Annotated in this window: 15 protein-coding genes; 8 read left to right on the top strand and 7 right to left on the bottom strand. The window is 65.8% G+C overall.

Features of this window, described 5'->3' with window-relative positions:
* Positions 1 to 9: 9 nt before the first annotated feature.
* From pstB to phoB, 3 genes are read left to right on the top strand one after another with little or no spacing between them, the layout of a single operon-like run.
* Positions 10 to 798, top strand: a complete 789-nt coding sequence (gene pstB / locus FBT96_RS01815) for a phosphate ABC transporter ATP-binding protein PstB (protein WP_394347649.1) — start codon at positions 10 to 12, stop codon at positions 796 to 798.
* 11 nt (positions 799 to 809) lie between these two features.
* A complete protein-coding gene (gene phoU / locus FBT96_RS01810; RefSeq protein WP_136904687.1) occupies positions 810 to 1,520 on the top strand; it encodes a phosphate signaling complex protein PhoU in 711 nt (236 codons plus the stop codon).
* 3 nt (positions 1,521 to 1,523) lie between these two features.
* The gene (phoB, locus tag FBT96_RS01805) at positions 1,524 to 2,216 is read left to right on the top strand and encodes a phosphate regulon transcriptional regulator PhoB (RefSeq protein ID WP_055210238.1); all 693 of its coding nucleotides are present in this window, start codon (positions 1,524 to 1,526) and stop codon (positions 2,214 to 2,216) included.
* Here the strand turns inward: phoB and FBT96_RS01800 are convergent, their stop codons facing one another.
* Together FBT96_RS01800 and FBT96_RS01795 are read right to left on the bottom strand one after the other, a co-directional pair.
* Positions 2,217 to 3,095: a ribokinase gene (locus tag FBT96_RS01800; RefSeq protein ID WP_136904686.1), complete on the bottom strand. Its 879-nt coding sequence runs from the start codon at positions 3,093 to 3,095 to the stop codon at positions 2,217 to 2,219.
* Between the two features lie 55 nt (positions 3,096 to 3,150).
* Complete coding sequence (locus FBT96_RS01795; protein ID WP_136904685.1) at positions 3,151 to 5,418, bottom strand: NADP-dependent malic enzyme; 2,268 nt, start codon at positions 5,416 to 5,418, stop codon at positions 3,151 to 3,153.
* Positions 5,419 to 5,529: 111 nt separating this feature from the next.
* Between FBT96_RS01795 and mutS the strand changes: the two genes are divergently transcribed.
* Positions 5,530 to 8,175 (top strand): DNA mismatch repair protein MutS, encoded by a 2,646-nt coding sequence (mutS, locus tag FBT96_RS01790; protein WP_136904684.1) that lies wholly within the window; start codon positions 5,530 to 5,532, stop codon positions 8,173 to 8,175.
* A gap of 54 nt (positions 8,176 to 8,229) precedes the next feature.
* Here the strand turns inward: mutS and FBT96_RS01785 are convergent, their stop codons facing one another.
* Both FBT96_RS01785 and hrcA read right to left on the bottom strand, forming a co-directional pair.
* Positions 8,230 to 8,778 carry a nucleotide exchange factor GrpE gene (locus tag FBT96_RS01785; RefSeq protein WP_136904683.1) on the bottom strand — a complete coding sequence of 183 codons (549 nt, stop codon included), beginning with the start codon at positions 8,776 to 8,778 and terminating at the stop codon, positions 8,230 to 8,232.
* A gap of 5 nt (positions 8,779 to 8,783) precedes the next feature.
* Entirely contained in the window at positions 8,784 to 9,845 is a 1,062-nt protein-coding gene (gene hrcA, locus FBT96_RS01780; RefSeq protein ID WP_136904682.1) for a heat-inducible transcriptional repressor HrcA, read from the bottom strand.
* Between the two features lie 111 nt (positions 9,846 to 9,956).
* Between hrcA and rph the strand changes: the two genes are divergently transcribed.
* Genes rph through hemW form a run of 4 tightly spaced genes read left to right on the top strand, consistent with a single transcriptional unit; the run spans position 9,957 to position 12,822 of the window.
* Positions 9,957 to 10,670, top strand: coding sequence for a ribonuclease PH (rph, locus tag FBT96_RS01775; RefSeq protein ID WP_136904681.1), 714 nt, complete (start codon positions 9,957 to 9,959; stop codon positions 10,668 to 10,670).
* Positions 10,667 to 11,278, top strand: a complete 612-nt coding sequence (gene rdgB, locus FBT96_RS01770) for an RdgB/HAM1 family non-canonical purine NTP pyrophosphatase (RefSeq protein ID WP_136904680.1) — start codon at positions 10,667 to 10,669, stop codon at positions 11,276 to 11,278. The genes rph and rdgB overlap by 4 nt, the downstream gene beginning before the upstream one ends.
* On the top strand, positions 11,275 to 11,655 hold the full coding sequence (locus tag FBT96_RS01765; RefSeq protein WP_136904679.1) for a RidA family protein: 381 nt from the start codon (positions 11,275 to 11,277) through the stop codon (positions 11,653 to 11,655). Before rdgB ends, FBT96_RS01765 begins: the two co-directional genes overlap by 4 nt.
* Positions 11,656 to 11,664: 9 nt before the next feature.
* Positions 11,665 to 12,822, top strand: coding sequence for a radical SAM family heme chaperone HemW (hemW, locus tag FBT96_RS01760; protein ID WP_136904678.1), 1,158 nt, complete (start codon positions 11,665 to 11,667; stop codon positions 12,820 to 12,822).
* A gap of 3 nt (positions 12,823 to 12,825) precedes the next feature.
* Here hemW and FBT96_RS01755 read toward each other — a convergent pair whose 3' ends face one another.
* The 3 genes from FBT96_RS01755 to motA all read right to left on the bottom strand — a co-directional run bounded on the left by FBT96_RS01755 (position 12,826) and on the right by motA (position 16,960).
* Complete coding sequence (locus tag FBT96_RS01755) at positions 12,826 to 13,725, bottom strand: ChuX/HutX family heme-like substrate-binding protein (protein ID WP_136904677.1); 900 nt, start codon at positions 13,723 to 13,725, stop codon at positions 12,826 to 12,828.
* A gap of 128 nt (positions 13,726 to 13,853) precedes the next feature.
* Complete coding sequence (locus tag FBT96_RS01750) at positions 13,854 to 16,094, bottom strand: hypothetical protein (protein WP_136904676.1); 2,241 nt, start codon at positions 16,092 to 16,094, stop codon at positions 13,854 to 13,856.
* Positions 16,091 to 16,960 carry a flagellar motor stator protein MotA gene (motA, locus tag FBT96_RS01745; RefSeq protein WP_013069182.1) on the bottom strand — a complete coding sequence of 290 codons (870 nt, stop codon included), beginning with the start codon at positions 16,958 to 16,960 and terminating at the stop codon, positions 16,091 to 16,093. The genes FBT96_RS01750 and motA overlap by 4 nt, the downstream gene beginning before the upstream one ends.
* Between the last annotated feature and the right edge of the window lie 5 nt (positions 16,961 to 16,965).

The following is a 16,965-nucleotide window of genomic DNA, read 5'->3' as shown; positions in this document are numbered from 1 at the left end:
ATGAACAACATGCGACTGACGGAGAGAGCCGTGACCACCGACGTGACGAAATTCACCGCCCGCAAGGTGCAGGTCCATTACGGGGCCTCGCATGCGATCAAGGATGTGGACATCGACATCCTCGACAAGACGGTGACGGCGTTCATCGGGCCTTCGGGCTGCGGGAAGTCGACCTTCCTGCGCTGTCTGAACCGGATGAACGACACGATCGACATCTGCCGCGTCGAAGGCGCGATCCAGCTGGATGGCGAGGATATCTACGACAAGAAGGTCGATCCGGTGCAATTGCGCGCCCGGGTGGGGATGGTGTTCCAGAAGCCGAACCCGTTCCCGAAATCGATCTATGACAACGTGGCTTACGGGCCGAAGATCCACGGCCTTGTCCGCAACAAGGCCGAGCTGGACGAAGTCGTCGAAAGTGCTTTGCGCAAGGCCGCGCTCTGGAACGAGGTCAAGGACCGTCTGGCCGCCCCCGGCACCGGGCTTTCGGGCGGCCAGCAGCAACGGCTCTGCATCGCCCGCGCCGTCGCCACCTCGCCCGAGGTGCTTTTGATGGACGAACCCTGTTCGGCGCTCGACCCGATCGCCACCGCGCAGGTCGAGGAGCTGATCGACGAGCTGCGCTCGAATTTCTCGGTCGTCATCGTCACCCACTCGATGCAGCAGGCCGCCCGGGTCAGCCAGCGCACGGCCTTCTTCCACCTCGGCAATCTGGTCGAGTTCGGCGAGACCGGGCAGATCTTCACCAATCCGCGCGATCCCCGCACGGAAAGCTACATCACCGGCCGCATCGGTTGAGGAAAGACCCCATGTCACAGCATATCGTTTCATCCTTCGACCGCGACCTCGAGTCGGTTCAGGCGATGGTCGTCAAGATGGGGGGCCTTGTCGAAACCCAGGTTCTGGATGCCGCCCAGGCGCTGGAAGAACGCGACGAGGATCTGGCCGAGACCGTGCGCCTGCGCGACAAGCAGGTGGATGTGCTCGAAGAGCAGATCAACATCGAGGCGGCGCGGCTGATCGCGCTGCGGGCGCCGCATGCCACCGATCTGCGCATCGCGCTGACGGTGATCAAGGTCGCGGGCCATCTGGAACGCGTCGGCGATTACGCCAAGAACATCGCGAAACGGTCCAAGGTGATCGCGGATCTGCCGTCGATCAACGGCTCTTCGGGGGCGATCCGGCGCATGGCCTCGGAAGTCGAGGGGATGCTGAAGGATTCGATCGACAGCTTCATCCAGCGCGATGCGACATTGGCCGCCGATGTCCGCGCCCGCGATGTCGCCATCGACCAGATGTACAATGCGCTGTTTCGCGAATTCCTGACCTACATGATGGAAGATCCGCGCAACATCACCCCCTGCATGCATCTGCATTTCATCGCCAAGAACATCGAGCGGATGGGGGATCTGTGCACCTCGATCGCCGAGCAGGTGACCTATCTTGTCACCGGCCAGATGCCCGAGGAGCCGCGGCCGAAATCCGATGGCGTGGTGGCCGTCAAGCCGCTGGAGAGCTGATCGATGAGTCCCGCGCAACAGCCCTGTGTTTTGGTGGTCGAGGACGAGTCGGCGCAGCGCGAAGTTCTGCAATACAACCTTGAAGCCGAAGGGTTTCGGGTGGTGATGGCGGTGAACGGTGACGAGGCGCTGTTGTTCCTGCGCGAGGAAAAGCCGGATCTGGTCGTGCTCGACTGGATGCTGCCCAATGTCTCGGGCATCGAGATCTGCCGTCGGGTCAAGGCCAATCCCGAAACCCGGTCGATCCCGATCATCATGCTTTCGGCCCGGTCCGAGGAAACCGACCGGGTGCGGGGGCTGGAAACCGGCGCCGATGATTACGTGGTGAAGCCCTATTCGGTGGTGGAGCTGATGGCGCGGCTGCGCACGCAGCTGCGCCGCACCCGGCCCGCGACGATGGGCGAGCGGCTGGTGTTCGACGACATCATTCTGGATGCCGCCGAGCACCGGGTCTTTCGCGACGGCCAGCCGCTGAAACTGGGTCCGACCGAGTTCCGGCTTCTGTCGACGCTGATGGAAAAGCCGGGCCGGGTCTGGACCCGCGATCAGCTGCTCGACCGGGTCTGGGGGCGCGACATCTATGTCGACACCCGCACCATCGACGTGCATGTGGGGCGGCTGCGCAAGGCGCTGATGGTGAATGGTGGCGCCGATCCCGTGCGTACCGTGCGCGGAACCGGCTACAGTCTCGGCTGATCAGCGGTCCTGCAGAAAGACATCGACCTCGGCGCGGGTCGGGATGGCGGCGGCCGTTCCGGCCCGCGTCACTTTCAGCGCCGAAGCCCCGGTCGCCAGCCGCAGCGCCTGCGGCGGGGTCATCCCCTCGGCCAGACCGGCGACCAGATAGCCCGCGAACGTATCCCCCGCCGCCGTGGTATCGACGGGCGTGACCTTGAAGGCCGGTTGTTCCTGGGCCGTCCCGGCTTCCAGATCGTGCCAGACCGCGCCTTTCGCGCCATGCGTCACGCAGACCGCCGGCACCGGCAGCGCGTCAAGCGTCGTGCCCAGCGCCTCGCACAATTGCGCCGCCTCGACCGCGTTCAAAAGCAGAAGATCGAGATCCGCCAGAACCTTGCGCACGGCCTCGGCCTCGAAGGGCGCGGCGGAATAGGCGACCTTGACGCCGCGGGCCTTGGCCAGCGCCACCGCCTCGACCTGGGCCGAGGTCTCGTTCTGCATCAGCAGCCAGTCGCCCGCTGCGGCCCCGGTCAGCGCCTCTTCGACGGCCGTCAGCGGCACCGCCCGGTTCGCCCCCGGAAACAGCACGATCGAATTTTCGCCCGAGGCATCGACCATGATGATCGCATGACCCGAAGCCACCTCGGCCTCGGCGACATGGGCGCAATCGACGCCATCCGCCGCCAGTTCCGCCCGCATCCAGGCGCCATCGGCCCCGGTCGCGCCGATGTGGCGCACCACCGCCCCGGCCCGCGCCGCCGCCACCGACTGGTTCGCCCCCTTGCCGCCCAGCCCCCGGTCATAAGAGGTCGCGGCCAGGGTCTCGCCGGGCAGGGTCAGATGCGGCAGGCGGTAAAAGTGGTCGGCATTGATCGAGCCGAGGTTGAAGATGGTCATGGGTCTTCTCCGGGGTCTTGACCCGGGCCGAGACGCCCCGGCCCGGAGGGATCGTTCAGCGTTTCAACCCCAGACGGCTGGCCGAAAGGGCCGCCATATGCAGGATGTCGTTCACTGTGGCACGATTCGAGCAGATCTGCACCGAATGCTGAATGCCGGTCAGGATCGGGCCGATCACCGTCGCCCCGGCCATTTCCTGCATCAGCTTCACCGAGATCGAGGCCGAATGCCGCGCGGGCACCACAAGGATGTTCGCGGGCCCGGTCAGACGGCAGAACGGATAATGCTTCATCTGCTCGGGGTTCAGCGCGACATCGACGGCCATCTCGCCATCATATTCGAAATCGACGCCGCGTTCGTCCAGGATCTGCGGCGCCACATGCATCTTCATCGCGCGTTCGGAAACGGGGTAACCGAAGGTCGAGAACGAGGCGAAAGCGACGCGCGGATCGATGCCCAAGCCCCGCGCCACCCGGGCCCCGGCCATGGCGATATCGGCCAGATCGTTTTCATCGGGCCATTCATGCACCAGCGTATCGCCGATGAAGACGACCTTGCCCTTGTGCAGCAGCGCGGTGATCCCCACGGCCCCATCCGAGGGCTTGGCGTCGATCACCTTGTTGATCAGTTCGAGCACATGCGCCGATTTCCGCGTCGCCCCGGTGATCATGCCGTCGCCGTGCCCATGCACCAGCATCAGCGCGGCAAAGACATGCCGGTCGCGGGTGGCCAGCTTGTGCGCGTCTTCCCGGTCCATCCCCTGCCGCTGCAGGCGGCGATACAGGAAATCCTTGTAGGTATCCATGTGCTTGCAATTCGTCGAATTGACGATCTGCAATTCGCGGAAAGCGTCGCCGATCCCGGCGGCTTCGAGCTGTTCCTTCACATGCGACTCGCGGCCGACGACCAGCGCCGTGCCCATGCCGCCGCGCTGATAGGCGACCGCCGCGCGCAGCACCCGCGGATCGTCGCCCTCGGCAAAGATCATCCGCGCCTGCGCCTGACGGGCCCGGGCATGGATGCCCTGCAGAATCGCCGCCGTCGGGTCCATCCGCGCCTTCAGGCTTTGCGCATAACCCTCCATGTCGATGATCGGGCGGCGGGCCACACCGGTATCCATCCCGGCCTTGGCCACGGCAGGCGGGATCAGATAGATCAGCCGCGGGTCGAACGGCGTCGGAATGATGTAATCGCGCCCGAAGGTCAGCTTGCGGCCGTAGGCCATCGCCACCTCGTCGGGGACGTCCTCGCGCGCCAGCGCGGCGAGCGCCTTGGCACAGGCGATCTTCATCTCGTCATTGATCGCGCGGGCATGAATGTCCAAGGCACCGCGGAAGAGATAGGGGAAGCCCAGCACATTGTTGACCTGGTTCGGATAATCCGAGCGCCCGGTGGCGACGATCGCATCGGGGCGGACCGAATGCGCTTCTTCCGGGGTGATTTCCGGGTCCGGGTTCGCCATCGCGAAGATCACCGGATTGTCCGCCATCGAGGCGACCATCTCCGGCGTCACCGCGCCCTTGGCCGAGACGCCCAGGAACACATCCGCGCCCCGCATCGCCTCTTCCAGCGTCCGGGCCTCGGTATTGGCCGCATGCGCCGATTTCCACTGGTTCATGCCCTCGGTGCGGCCCTGATAGATCACGCCCTTGGTGTCGCACATGATGCAGTTGTCATGCCGTGCGCCCATGGTCTTGATCAGTTCCAGACAGGCGATCCCGGCGGCGCCCGCGCCATTCAGCACGATCTTGCAGTCTTCGATCTTCTTGCCCGAGATTTCGAGCGCGTTCAGCAAGCCCGCCGCGCAGATCACCGCCGTGCCGTGCTGGTCGTCATGGAACACCGGAATGTCCATCATCTCTTTCAGCCGCTGCTCGATGATGAAACATTCGGGGGCCTTGATGTCCTCAAGGTTGATGCCGCCAAAGGTCGGGCCCATCAGGCTGACCGCCTTGATGATTTCTTCCGGGTCTTCGGTGGCCAGTTCGATGTCGATCGCGTTCACGTCGGCGAAGCGCTTGAACAGCACCGCCTTGCCTTCCATCACCGGTTTCGAGGCCAGCGCGCCAAGGTTGCCCAGACCGAGGATCGCCGTGCCGTTCGAAATCACCGCCACAAGGTTGCCCTTGTTGGTGTAGTCATAGGCGGTTTCGGGCCGTTCGGCGATGGCTTCGACCGGAACCGCGACGCCGGGGGAATAGGCCAGGCTCAGATCCCTCTGCGTGGTCATCGGCTTCGAGGCGACGACCTCGTATTTCCCCGGCACGGGGTCGAGGTGATAGGCCAGCGCCTCTTCGGGCGTGACGCGGTTCTTGGTGGACATGGGCCGAACTCCTCCAGTGGGCGCTTTTTCCTTATCCCCCTTGCGTCGCTGCCTCAATCGGTTTGCACGGGGGTGCGGCGTTTAATAAGTTGCGCGCGGCAGGGGGAAACCATGACAAGCGAAACCGTGACGCCGATGATGGCGCAATATCTGGCGATCAAGCAGGCGAACCCCGGGGCGCTGCTGTTTTACCGGATGGGCGATTTCTACGAGATGTTCTTTGACGATGCCGTGGCGGCGGCGGCGGCGCTGGATATCGCGCTGACCAAACGCGGGTTGCATCTGGGGGCGGACATCCCGATGTGCGGCGTGCCGATCCATGCCGCCGAAGGCTATTTGCTGACGCTGATCCGCAAGGGCTTCCGCGTGGCGATCGCCGAGCAGCTCGAAGACCCGGCCGAGGCGAAGAAGCGCGGCGCGAAATCGGTGGTGCGGCGCGACGTGGTGCGGCTGGTGACGCCCGGCACCCTGACCGAGGAAAGCCTGCTGGAAGCCCGGCGGCACAACTATCTGGCCGCCTGGGCCGAGCTGCGCGACGAAGGCGCGCTGGCCTGGGCCGATATTTCGACGGGCGAATTCCGGGTGATGCCCTGTCCGCTCTCGCGTCTGGGGCCCGAGCTGGCCCGTCTTGCCCCCCGCGAAGTGCTGGTGAGCGAGGCGAAAGAGGCCGATTGTGCTGGAATCGTCTCTGATCTGCGCGCGTCGCTGACCCCGCTCGCCCGGTCGAGTTTCGACAGTCAGGGCGCGGAAAAGCGGCTTTGCGATCTCTTCGCGGTGGGCTCGCTCGATGCTTTTGGCGCCTTTTCGCGCGCCGAAGTCTCGGCGATGGGCGCCTTGGTCGATTATCTTGACCTGACGCAGCGGGGGAAACTGCCGCTTCTGGCGCGGCCGCTGCGGGAAGAGGCGGGCAGCCTTGTGCAGATCGACGCGGCGACGCGGCGCAATCTGGAACTGACGCAGGCGCTTTCGGGCGGGCGCGAGGGCTCGCTTCTGGCCACGATCGACCGCACCGTGACGGCGGCGGGGGCGCGGCTGCTGGAACGGCGGATTTCGGCGCCCTCGCGCGATCTGGCGCAGATCGCGGCCCGCCATGATGCGGTGCGTTTTCTGGCGCAACAGGGTCGATTTGCCGAGGATCTGCGCGAGGCGCTGCGCCGTTGCCCCGATATCGACCGGGCGCTCAGCCGCCTTGCGCTGGATCGCGGCGGTCCCCGCGATCTGGCCGCGATCCGCAACGGGCTGGAACAGGCGGGCCGCATCGCCGACCGTCTGGCCAAGACCGAGGCCCCCGCGCTTCTGGCCGAGGCCGGGCAAAGGCTGCTGGGTCACGACGACCTTGTGGCGCTCCTTGATGCCGCGCTGGTGGCCGAACCGCCGCTGCTGGCCCGCGATGGCGGCTTCATCGCGCCGGGCTACGAGCCGGACCTCGATGACACCCGGCAGCTGCGCGACGAAGGCCGCGGCGTGATCGCCCGGATGCAGGCCGATTACATCAGCGAAACCGGGATTTCGTCGCTGAAGATCAAGCACAACAACGTGCTGGGCTATTTCATCGAAACGACCTCGACCCATGCCGAGCGCATGCTGGCCCCGCCGCTTTCGGCCCGCTTCATCCACCGGCAGACGACGGCCAATCAGGTCCGCTTCACCACGCTGGAATTGAGCGAGCTGGAAACCCGGATCCTGAATGCGGGCAATCATGCGCTGGAGATCGAAAAGCGGCTCTATGAAAGCCTGAAAGGCGCGATTCTGGCCGCCGCCGGACCGATTTCCGAAACCGCGCGGGCGCTGGCCGAAATCGACCTGAACGCCGCCTTCGCCGATCTGGCCGCCGCCGAAGACTGGGTGGAACCCACCGTCGATCACAGCCACGCCTTCGAGATCGAAGGCGGTCGTCATCCGGTGGTCGAAGCCGCGCTGAAACGCCAGGGCGAGCCCTTCATTGCGAACGATTGCGCCCTGACCTCGGGCGCCACCCCGGCGATCTGGTTGCTGACCGGCCCGAACATGGCGGGCAAATCGACCTTCCTGCGACAGAATGCGCTGATCGCGCTGCTGGCGCAGGCGGGCAGTTTCGTCCCGGCGCGCCGCGCCCATATCGGCCTTGTCAGCCAGCTTTTCAGCCGCGTCGGCGCCGCCGACGATCTGGCGCGCGGCCGCTCCACCTTCATGGTCGAGATGGTCGAAACCGCCGCCATCCTCAATCAGGCCGACGACCGGGCGCTAGTGATCCTCGATGAAATCGGCCGCGGCACGGCGACCTATGACGGGCTCTCGATCGCCTGGGCGGTGCTGGAACATCTGCACGGGGTAAACCGTTGCCGCGCGCTTTTCGCCACCCATTACCATGAAATGACGGCGCTTTCGGCGAAGCTTGACGGCGTCGAAAACGCCACCGTCTCGGTCAAGGAATGGCACGGCGAGGTGATCTTCCTGCACGAGGTGAAAAAGGGTGCGGCCGACCGCTCCTATGGCGTGCAGGTGGCGAAACTGGCGGGCTTGCCCGAAAGCGTTGTCGCCCGCGCCCGGGTCGTGCTGGATGCGCTGGAAAAGGGCGAACGCGAGGGCGGCAAGAAACAGGCGATCATCGACGATCTGCCCTTGTTCGCGATGACGGCCCCACCGCCGCCCGCGCCCGCGGCCCCGCCTGCGAAATCCGCGGTCGAGGACCAGCTTCGCGCCCTGCATCCCGACGAGATGACGCCCCGCGAAGCGATGGACGCGCTTTACGCGCTGCGCGCCCTTCTCAATGATTGATTTCTTCTTGGTGCAAATACGCTGGGGGTCCGGGGGCAAAGCCCCCGGCCTGCCTTACGATCTCGGCATCGAGCTTACGCCGACTTTCGCCGGACGCAGCAGACGGTCGTGCAGCAGGAACCCGTCGTCCATCACCTGAATGATGTCGCCCGAAACCGTGCCCGGCAGCGGCGCCTCGAACATCGCTTCATGCAGCAGCGGGTCGAACTTGTCGCCCACCTTCGGCTGGATCGCCACGATCCCGTGCCGCGCGAACACGTTCAGCAGCTCGCGCTGGGTCAGCTCGACCCCTTCGATCAGCGCGGGGGCCGCGGCGCGGACCTCGTCGCCCGCCGCATCCAGCGCACGCTTGAGCGCATCGAACACCGGCAGCATGTCGCGCGACAGTTTCGAGCCGCCATATTGCTCGGCCTCGCGCCGATCCCGCTCCGCCCGCTTGCGCGAGTTTTCGGCATCGGCGAGCGCCCGCATGAAGCGGTCGCGCAGCTCGTCGCGTTCGGCGCGCAGCATTTCGATCTCGTCCTGCTCGTCGCCCAGAGCCGCGGCCAGCGCCTCGTCGAGCTGCGCCTGATCCTCTGCCATTTCGTCCTTCTTCTCGGTCATCCGTTTCACCCTTTGCCCCGGCCGGCCAGCATGCGCCCGACCAGTTGCGCCGTATAATCCACGATCGGCACGATCCGCCCGTAGTTGAGCCGGGTGGGGCCGATGACCCCCACCGCGCCGATGATCTTTCGATCCGCGTTCATATAGGGAGACACGACCAAAGAGGAACCCGAAAGTGAGAAGAGTTTGTTCTCGGAGCCGATAAAAATGCGTACGCCCTCGCCGTCCTCGGTCAGATCGAGAAATTCGGCGATGTCGCGTTTGCGTTCCAGATCGTCGAAAAGTGTCCGGATCCGGTCCAGATCGCTCTCGGGCTCCAGCAGATTCGCGCGGCCGCGGACGATCAGCCGCTCCCAGGGCTCGCCCTGATCGGCCCATTGCGCCAGACCGCTTTCGACCATCTCGGCCGCCAGCGCATCCAGTTCCTGCCGCCGCGCCAGGATTTCCACGGCGATTTCGCGGCGCAGATCGGACAGCGTCTTGCCCTCGGCCAAGGCATTGAGAAAATTCGCCGCCTCCCGCATCGAGGACGGCGTCTGCCCCAAAGGCGGGGTGAAGACGCGGTTTTCCACCTGACCATCGGCCAGAACCAGCACGACCAAGGCCCGGTCCGGCGCCAGCGAGACGAATTCGATATGGCGGATCGGCGCCTCGGTCTTCGGCGCCAGCACAAGGCTTGCCCCATGCGTCAGCCCCGAGAGCGCCGAGCCCACCCGATCCAGCAGCGAGCCCACATCGGGTTCGGCCCCGCCCACCGTGGCTTCAAGCGCGGCACGGTCGGTCGCCTGAACCTCGCTCACCTCCATGAAGCCATCGACGAACATCCGCAGCCCCAACTGCGTCGGCACCCGCCCCGCGGAGACATGCGGACTGCCGAGCAGCCCCAGATATTCCAGATCCTGCATCACGTTGCGGATCGTCGCCGCCGAGAGCTTTTCGCTCATCATCCGGGTCAACGTGCGCGAGCCGACCGGATCGCCGGATTCCAGATAGCCCTCGACCACCCGGCGAAACACTTCGCGGGAGCGGTCGTTCAAGTCCGAGATCAGCTGGTTCTGGTTCGTCATGGCCACGCTTTGCATTATTGCGGGGAAAGCTTTTCCGTCAATCGTGCCTTCGGGGTTGCATCGGGTCTTCTGCCGTTTCAAATGGGGTCAAATCCAGCGAAAGGACAGCCCATGCGCCCCTCTGGCCGCAATCTTGCCGATATCCGTTCCATTTCCATCGAAACCGGCGTGACGAAACATGCCGAAGGCTCGGTGCTGATCAAGATGGGCGACACCCATGTTCTGTGCACCGCGACGATCGAGGACAAGGCGCCCTCGTTCCTCAAGGGCTCGGGCCTCGGTTGGGTGACGGCGGAATACGGGATGCTGCCGCGCGCGACGAATTCGCGCAACCGGCGCGAGGCGGCGGCGGGCAAGCAATCGGGCCGCACGCAGGAGATCCAGCGCCTGATCGGCCGGGCTTTGCGGGCGGGGATCGACCGGTCCGCGCTGGGCGAGCGGCAGATCGTCGTTGACTGCGACGTGCTGCAGGCCGATGGCGGCACCCGCTGCGCCTCGATCACCGGCGGCTGGGTGGCGCTGCGTCTCGCCGTGAACAAGCTTCTGAAATCGGGGCTGATCGTGTCCGATCCGATCATCGACCATGTGGCGGCGATTTCCTGCGGCATCTATGCGGGTCAGCCGATCGCCGATCTGGATTACGCCGAGGACTCCGAGGCCGGCGTCGATGGCAACTTCATCCTGACCGGGCGCGGCCGTCTGGTCGAGGTGCAGATGACCGCCGAGGGCTCGACCTTCTCGCGCGACGAGATGGGGAAATTGCTCGATCTGGCCGAAGCCGGGGTGGCGCAGCTGGTGGCGGCGCAAAAGGCGGCGGTCGCATGAGGGCTTTCACCGAAAAGCGTCTGCTGGTGGCCACCCACAACAAGGGCAAGCTGGCGGAAATGCGCGATCTTCTGGCCCCTTACGGGGTCGAGGTCGTCGGTGCGGCCGAGCTGAACCTGCCCGAACCGGCGGAAACCGAAACCACCTTTGTCGGCAATGCGCGGATCAAGGCGCATGCGGCGGCAAAAGCCACCGGGCTGCCCGCGCTGTCGGATGACAGCGGCATCGAGGTCGATGCGCTGGAAGGCGCCCCGGGCGTCTACACCGCCGATTGGGCGGAGACGCCGAACGGGCGCGATTTCGGGCTGGCGATGACCCGGACCTGGGCCGAATGCGAGGCGAAGAACGCGCCGTTTCCGCGCAGGGCCCGGTTCCGCTCGACCCTGGTTCTGGCCTGGCCTGACGGGCATGACGAGGTGTTCGAGGGAAGCGCCGAGGGGCAGCTGGTCTGGCCGATGCGCGGCGCGCAGGGGCATGGCTATGACCCGATGTTCCAGCCCGAGGGATTCGAGGTGACCTTCGCGGAAATGGACCCGGCGCAGAAGAACGAGATTTCCCATCGTGCGGATGCGTTCCGCAAATTCGTCAAGGTCATGGAGGCAAAATGACTCGTGTCAACATTTCGGGCGGCTCGCCCTACGAACCCAAGCTTGGCTATTCCCGCGCCGTGGTGCAGGGCGACTGGTGCTTTGTCGCGGGCACGACCGGCGTCGATCCGGTGACGAAAACCTTCCCGGATTCGGTGCTGGAACAGGCGCAAAACACGCTGGCCACGATCAAATCGGTGCTGGAAGGCGCGGGCTTTTCGTTGAGCAACGTCGTGCGGGCGAATTACATCATCACCGACGCCGCCTATATGGAACAGATCATCCCGGCGCTGTCGGAAACCTTCGGCGAGATCCGTCCGGCGGCGACGATGATCGTGGCGGGGCTGGTCAATCCGGCGATGAAGATCGAGATCGAAGTCACGGCGTTCAAAGGGTAGGTTTTGGGGATGACCGACGACTGGCGGCACGGGGGTTTTGGCCTTTACGTCCACTGGCCCTTTTGTGCCGCCAAATGCCCCTATTGCGACTTCAACAGCCATGTTGCGGCGACGATTGATCACGACCGCTGGCTGCGCGCCTATCTGGCGGAAATCGACCGGATCGGCGCGCAAACGCAGGGCCGCGTGCTGAACACGGTGTTTTTCGGTGGCGGCACGCCGTCGCTGATGGCGCCCGAAACGGTGGCGGCGGTGATCGACCGCATCCGCGCCACCTGGCCCACGGCGAATGATCTGGAAATCACGCTCGAGGCCAATCCGACCAGCATCGATGCGGGCAAGTTCCGCGCCTTCGCGCAGGGGGGCGTGACGCGGCTGTCGATGGGCATGCAGGCGATGGACGATGACAGCCTGCGCCGTCTGGGCCGGATGCATACCGCGGCCGAGGGCCGGGCGGCCTTTGACATCGCCCGGGCGCAGTTTCCGCGCGTCAGCTTCGATCTGATCTATGCGCGACAGGGGCAAAGCCTCGATGATTGGGCGCGCGAATTGCGTGGGGCGCTGGCGATGGCGGTCGATCACTTCTCGCTTTACCAGCTGACGATCGAGGACGGCACGGCCTTCGGGCGGCTCTTCGCGGCGGGCAAGCTGCGCGATCTGCCCGAGGATGATCTGGCCGCCGACATGTATCTGAAAACGCAAGAAATCTGCGATGCGGCCGGGCTGCCCGCCTATGAGGTGTCGAACCACGCGCGGCCCGGCGCCGAATGTCGGCACAATCTGGTTTACTGGCGTTACGGCGATTATGCCGGGATCGGCCCCGGGGCGCATGGGCGGCTGACGCTGGGCGGTCTGCGTCACGCCACCGAGGCGCCGAAGTCGCCCGCCGACTGGCTGGATCTTGTCGAGCGGCAGGGCAATGGCGAGATGCCGCGCGAGCCGCTTGAGCGGCAGGAACAGGCGACCGAATTCCTGCTCTTCGGGCTGCGTCTGGCCGAGGGGATCGACCCGGCCCGGTATGAGCGGCTCTCGGGGCAGGCGCTGCCCGCGCAGGCCCTGGCCGATCTGGAGGCCATGGGGATGATCGCGCAGGACGCCGGGCGGATCCGCGCCACCGCGCCGGGGCGCGCAGTGCTGAATGCGGTGATTCGCGAGCTGATGCCCTGAAGCTCAGGGCTGGAAATCACCCTCGGCCGCGAGCAGATCGGCCCAGCCCTCCGCCCCCGACATCCGCACGATCAGCTGACCGGCCGCGCCGAAAGCATCGACCGAGCCATCGGGCTGCGCCCAGACTTCGGCCATGTGATCCATGCGCAGATGCAGCTCCAGCCCCGGATCAAGGACATTGATCCAGGGACCGGCCTCCAGCACCCGGACGATCACGCCCGAATGCCGTTCGATGCAGCCGGGGTTGCCGACCGCGAAATCCACCGGAACGGCGGTTTCGGCGGCCCGAACCATCAGCCGTTCAATCGCGCCTTTGGCCAGCCGACGCGCAGACAGACGGCCTTCGCGCAGGGGCGCGATCCGGCTCAGATCCGCCCAGAGATCGCCCGCGGGATCGGTGGGCGCGGGCGTGAAGCTCTGGCCCTGATCCGGCAGACGCAGCGCAGCGACCAGCGGCGCCCAGGCCTCGGCCTTGGTTTCGTCGCGCAGGTGGATCTTGTGCACCGCCTCGCCCGCGGCATCGAAGATCTGGATCGAGCGTTTCGGCCCCTTCGGCCCCGCCTCGTCAAGCGCGAAAGCATGCTGCCACTTTGCGCAAAGCAACGCCAGCTCGATCGGCGGGTGGACGATCCGGGCGATCTCGCCGGGCTGATAATTGTCGTAGGTGCCGACTTTTTCGAGCACGCAGCTGTCGTTGCGGGTCAGCGCCATGACCTGACCCAGCGCGGCAAGGCCCGGCAGGATCCGGTCCGGATCGGCGGAAATCCGGGTTGCGGTGGTGCCGACGAAAGCGGCGCACAGCGTGGCTTCGGGGATGCCAAGCTCTTCGGCGAAATCGCGGGCGTAGATCCGCGGCTTGCGGGCGCGGGCGGTGCGGATCTGCTCTGGGGTGATGGCCGTCATGGCGGTCCCTCCGGTGGGCTTCGGTCGCCTGAACAGCTACCGCAGAGCCGCCGCCACCGAAAGGCCGGAGGTGACCCGCAAGGCCGGGCGTGGCAATTCGTATCTGCCCCGAAGCGGCGCGGCCGGGATCAGCGGGCCTTCAACTCCTCCATCAGTTTGGTGAAGGCCTCCCGCTCGGATTGGCTCTGGCTGATCAGCTGTTGCGCTTCGGACAACGGCCCCCGCGGCACGATATCCTGCGGATCCGTTGGCGGGGTCGTTTCCGGCGCGAACAGTTCCACGAATCGCTTCTGCGTCTCCGACCCCTGTTGTGCGACCAGCGTCCAGTTCCCCGCGCGCCAGGCCTCGTCCAGCCGTGCCTGGCTCTGCCCGGCCTCGGCGAATTCGCCTTCTGCGCTGCTGTGCTGGCCCAGCATGCTCATCGCCTCGCCGCGCAGCTTCGCGGATTCCTCGCCGGGCAGATCGCCCAGATAGGAATAGGCCGCCGCCGCATCCCGACCGGCCAGCGCCGCCCGCGCCAGGGCCAGACGGCCCGCGGGGCTGCGACGGGTCTGGGCCGAAAGGATGTCGCGGGCCGATTGCCAGAATCCCGCTGCCGAGAGCCGATCGGCCAGCGCGACCTGCACCCCGTCGTCCAGCGCCGTCGGCGGGATCTGGTCGCGATGCCGGAAAAAGGTCTCGATGAAGAGTCCGTCGTCCGGCACCTTGCCCAGCAGGTCGGCCAGATCGCTGGTTGCGGATTGCTTCAACGCGTCAAACTGCGACGCCTCCCAGGTCGACAGGGTGTGGAACGCCTCGTCGAAACGCGCTGTCGAACCAAGCCCGAGCACTTCGGCGCGAATCAGCCGTGCACCGGATTCCGAGCCGCGCAGCTGCCGCCCCAAGGCGCCGGCATTGTCGACATCGGCCGCCGGGATCGCCGCACCAAGGGACAGCTTGGTTTCGATCGAGGTGACCAGCGCCTCTGCCGCGGCCGGGCTGCTCGAGAGCGCCAGCCCGTCCAGCAGCCGTGCCGCCTCTTCCTTGCGACCGGCATTCATGTCGATCTGGGCATCGATTTCGGCGAGCGCCCCCTTGTCGGTCTTCGGCGCGCGGGCCAGCATCGAGCGGACCGTCGTCGCCACGTCAGGCGCCCCCATGTCGATCAGCCGGGCACTGAGCGCGGGGCCGACAAGGCCACGGATATTCGGGGGCAGGGCGGAATAGGCGCGCAGCACGGCGCCGAAGTTCACGTCCTCCTTGCGGGGGGTCTGGTCCTGCGCCAGAACTGCCCAGAGCGCCACCTTGCCGTCGCAGGCGGTCAGGCCCGAGAGGCTCTCTGCGGTCTGATGCGGATTTCCCTCGATGATGTCGGCCATGACCGGCAGCGGCCCCGCCTCTTCGGGGCTGATGCCGAAGCTGCGCAAGGTCGCCTTGGCTTCGGCGCCGAATCCGAAGGCGACATAGACCCGGGCCAGTTTCAGGACCGCTTCCGGTCGGGGACGGTCGAATTCCCCGATCAGATCCCGCCGCGCATCGGTCAATTGTTCATGCGCCGGTTTGTCGGTCTGCCATGACAGGATGTCGAAGGTCTCATCCGGCGGACAGCTGTGACCGGACTCGGACAGCTGATGCCGGGCAAAAGCGGCGGCGGTGTCGCGATCGATCACCGTTTCCGATTGCAGGGCCAGCGTCTTGGTTTCCGCGTCCGGCGGCGCGGTCTGTTCGGACGCGGTCCGGGCGGCGGGGTCCGACGCCTCTTTCGGGGCCTGTTTCGGCAATTCCATCGTGATCAGCCCCTGCGAGGCCGCGCGTCCCAGCTGATCGACCAGGTCGCGCTCCGCGGTGCTGACCCGCGCATCCGGCAAGGCGAGCGGCGAGACGAGCCGCGCGGGGGCGGCTTCGGGCGCGGGATCCGCTGCCGGGGCTTCCGGTCTGGGTTTCGCCCAGTAAAGATCGAGATAGCCGCGATCGGGGAGCGGCCGGAAGCTCTGCGCCGCAGGGGCCACCGGGATCGGCGTCGCCGGTTCCGGGCCGTCGACGATGTCGATCACCGCCGCGCCGATCGGCAGCGGAAAGGACTCGAGACGTACCGAGGGCGATGTTGCGATGAAGACCGAGCGCGCATCCACATCGGGCGTGACCGAGAGGATGCGCGTTTTCGGGATCAGATCGAACACCCGGGAAAGGTCGAACCGGGTTTCCTGCCCGGGGGTGGTGAGCCGATAGCCGCCCGGCACGCGTTCGGTCGTCCAGGCGGTCCCCGGCGGCAACATGAAGACCAGACGGGAGAAGGTCTCGTGTTCGCCCGAACGGACGGCGATCTGTTGCGCCGCCGCCGGACCCCCGAGGAGCAGGATCACCCCGAGCGTGAGGATGAACCGGGTCATGCCGCCTCCGATTTCACCGCCTTGAGCGCCTCTTCGAGTTCCGAGAAACTGGGACGGATGTGATGCGGGGTGTTCTGACGCCCGACCTCGATGCAGATGTTGGTCGCGTGATTGTGCAGGTTGGCCACCAGAACTTCGCGGATCAGCTTGTAGAAATGGGCGTCCTCGTCGACGACCGCCTTGATGCGGGTGGCGAAGGGGCCGATGAAGCCATAGGCCAGGAACACGCCGAGGAAGGTCCCGACAAGCGCCCCGCCGATCATCTTGCCGAGGATTTCCGGCGGCTGGTCGATCGAGGCCATGGTCTTGATCACGCCGAGCACGGCGGCGACGATACCGAGCGCGGGCATCGCATCCGCGATCGACTGCATCGCATGGCTCGAATGCATCGCATGGTGATAATTCGCCTCGAGCTGCTTTTCGAGAACTTCCTCGACCTGATGGGGGTCGTCATAGTTCATCGAGGCCGAGCGCATCGTGTCGCAGATCATCTCGACCGCTTCGTGATCATGCAGGATTTTCGGATATTTCCCGAAGATCGACGAATTTTCAGGTGCTTCGATATGCTCTTCGATGGCGACCGGGTTCTGTCGGGCAAGACGAATCAGCTCGAACAGCAGGCACAGCAGGTCGCGGTAATCGGAGGGTTTCCACTTCGCGCCCTTGAAGACCTTGCCGATGTCCTTCACCGTATGCTTGATCGAGGGCAGGTCGTTGGACAGGACGAAGGCGCCGACGGCTGCGCCGCCGATCATGATCATCTCGAACGGCAGGGCCTTGAGGATGATCCCCATCTTGCCGCCTGCGGCGACGTAGCCGCCGAACACCATTGCGAAAATGATGACGATCCCGACGATGCCTATCATTGAAG

This window comes from Rhodobacter capsulatus (assembly GCF_005144475.1).
GTDB classification, from domain to species: domain Bacteria; phylum Pseudomonadota; class Alphaproteobacteria; order Rhodobacterales; family Rhodobacteraceae; genus Rhodobacter; species Rhodobacter capsulatus_C.
Note: the sequence above shows the minus strand (reverse complement) of the source record. Positions and strands in the feature narration are given on the sequence as shown.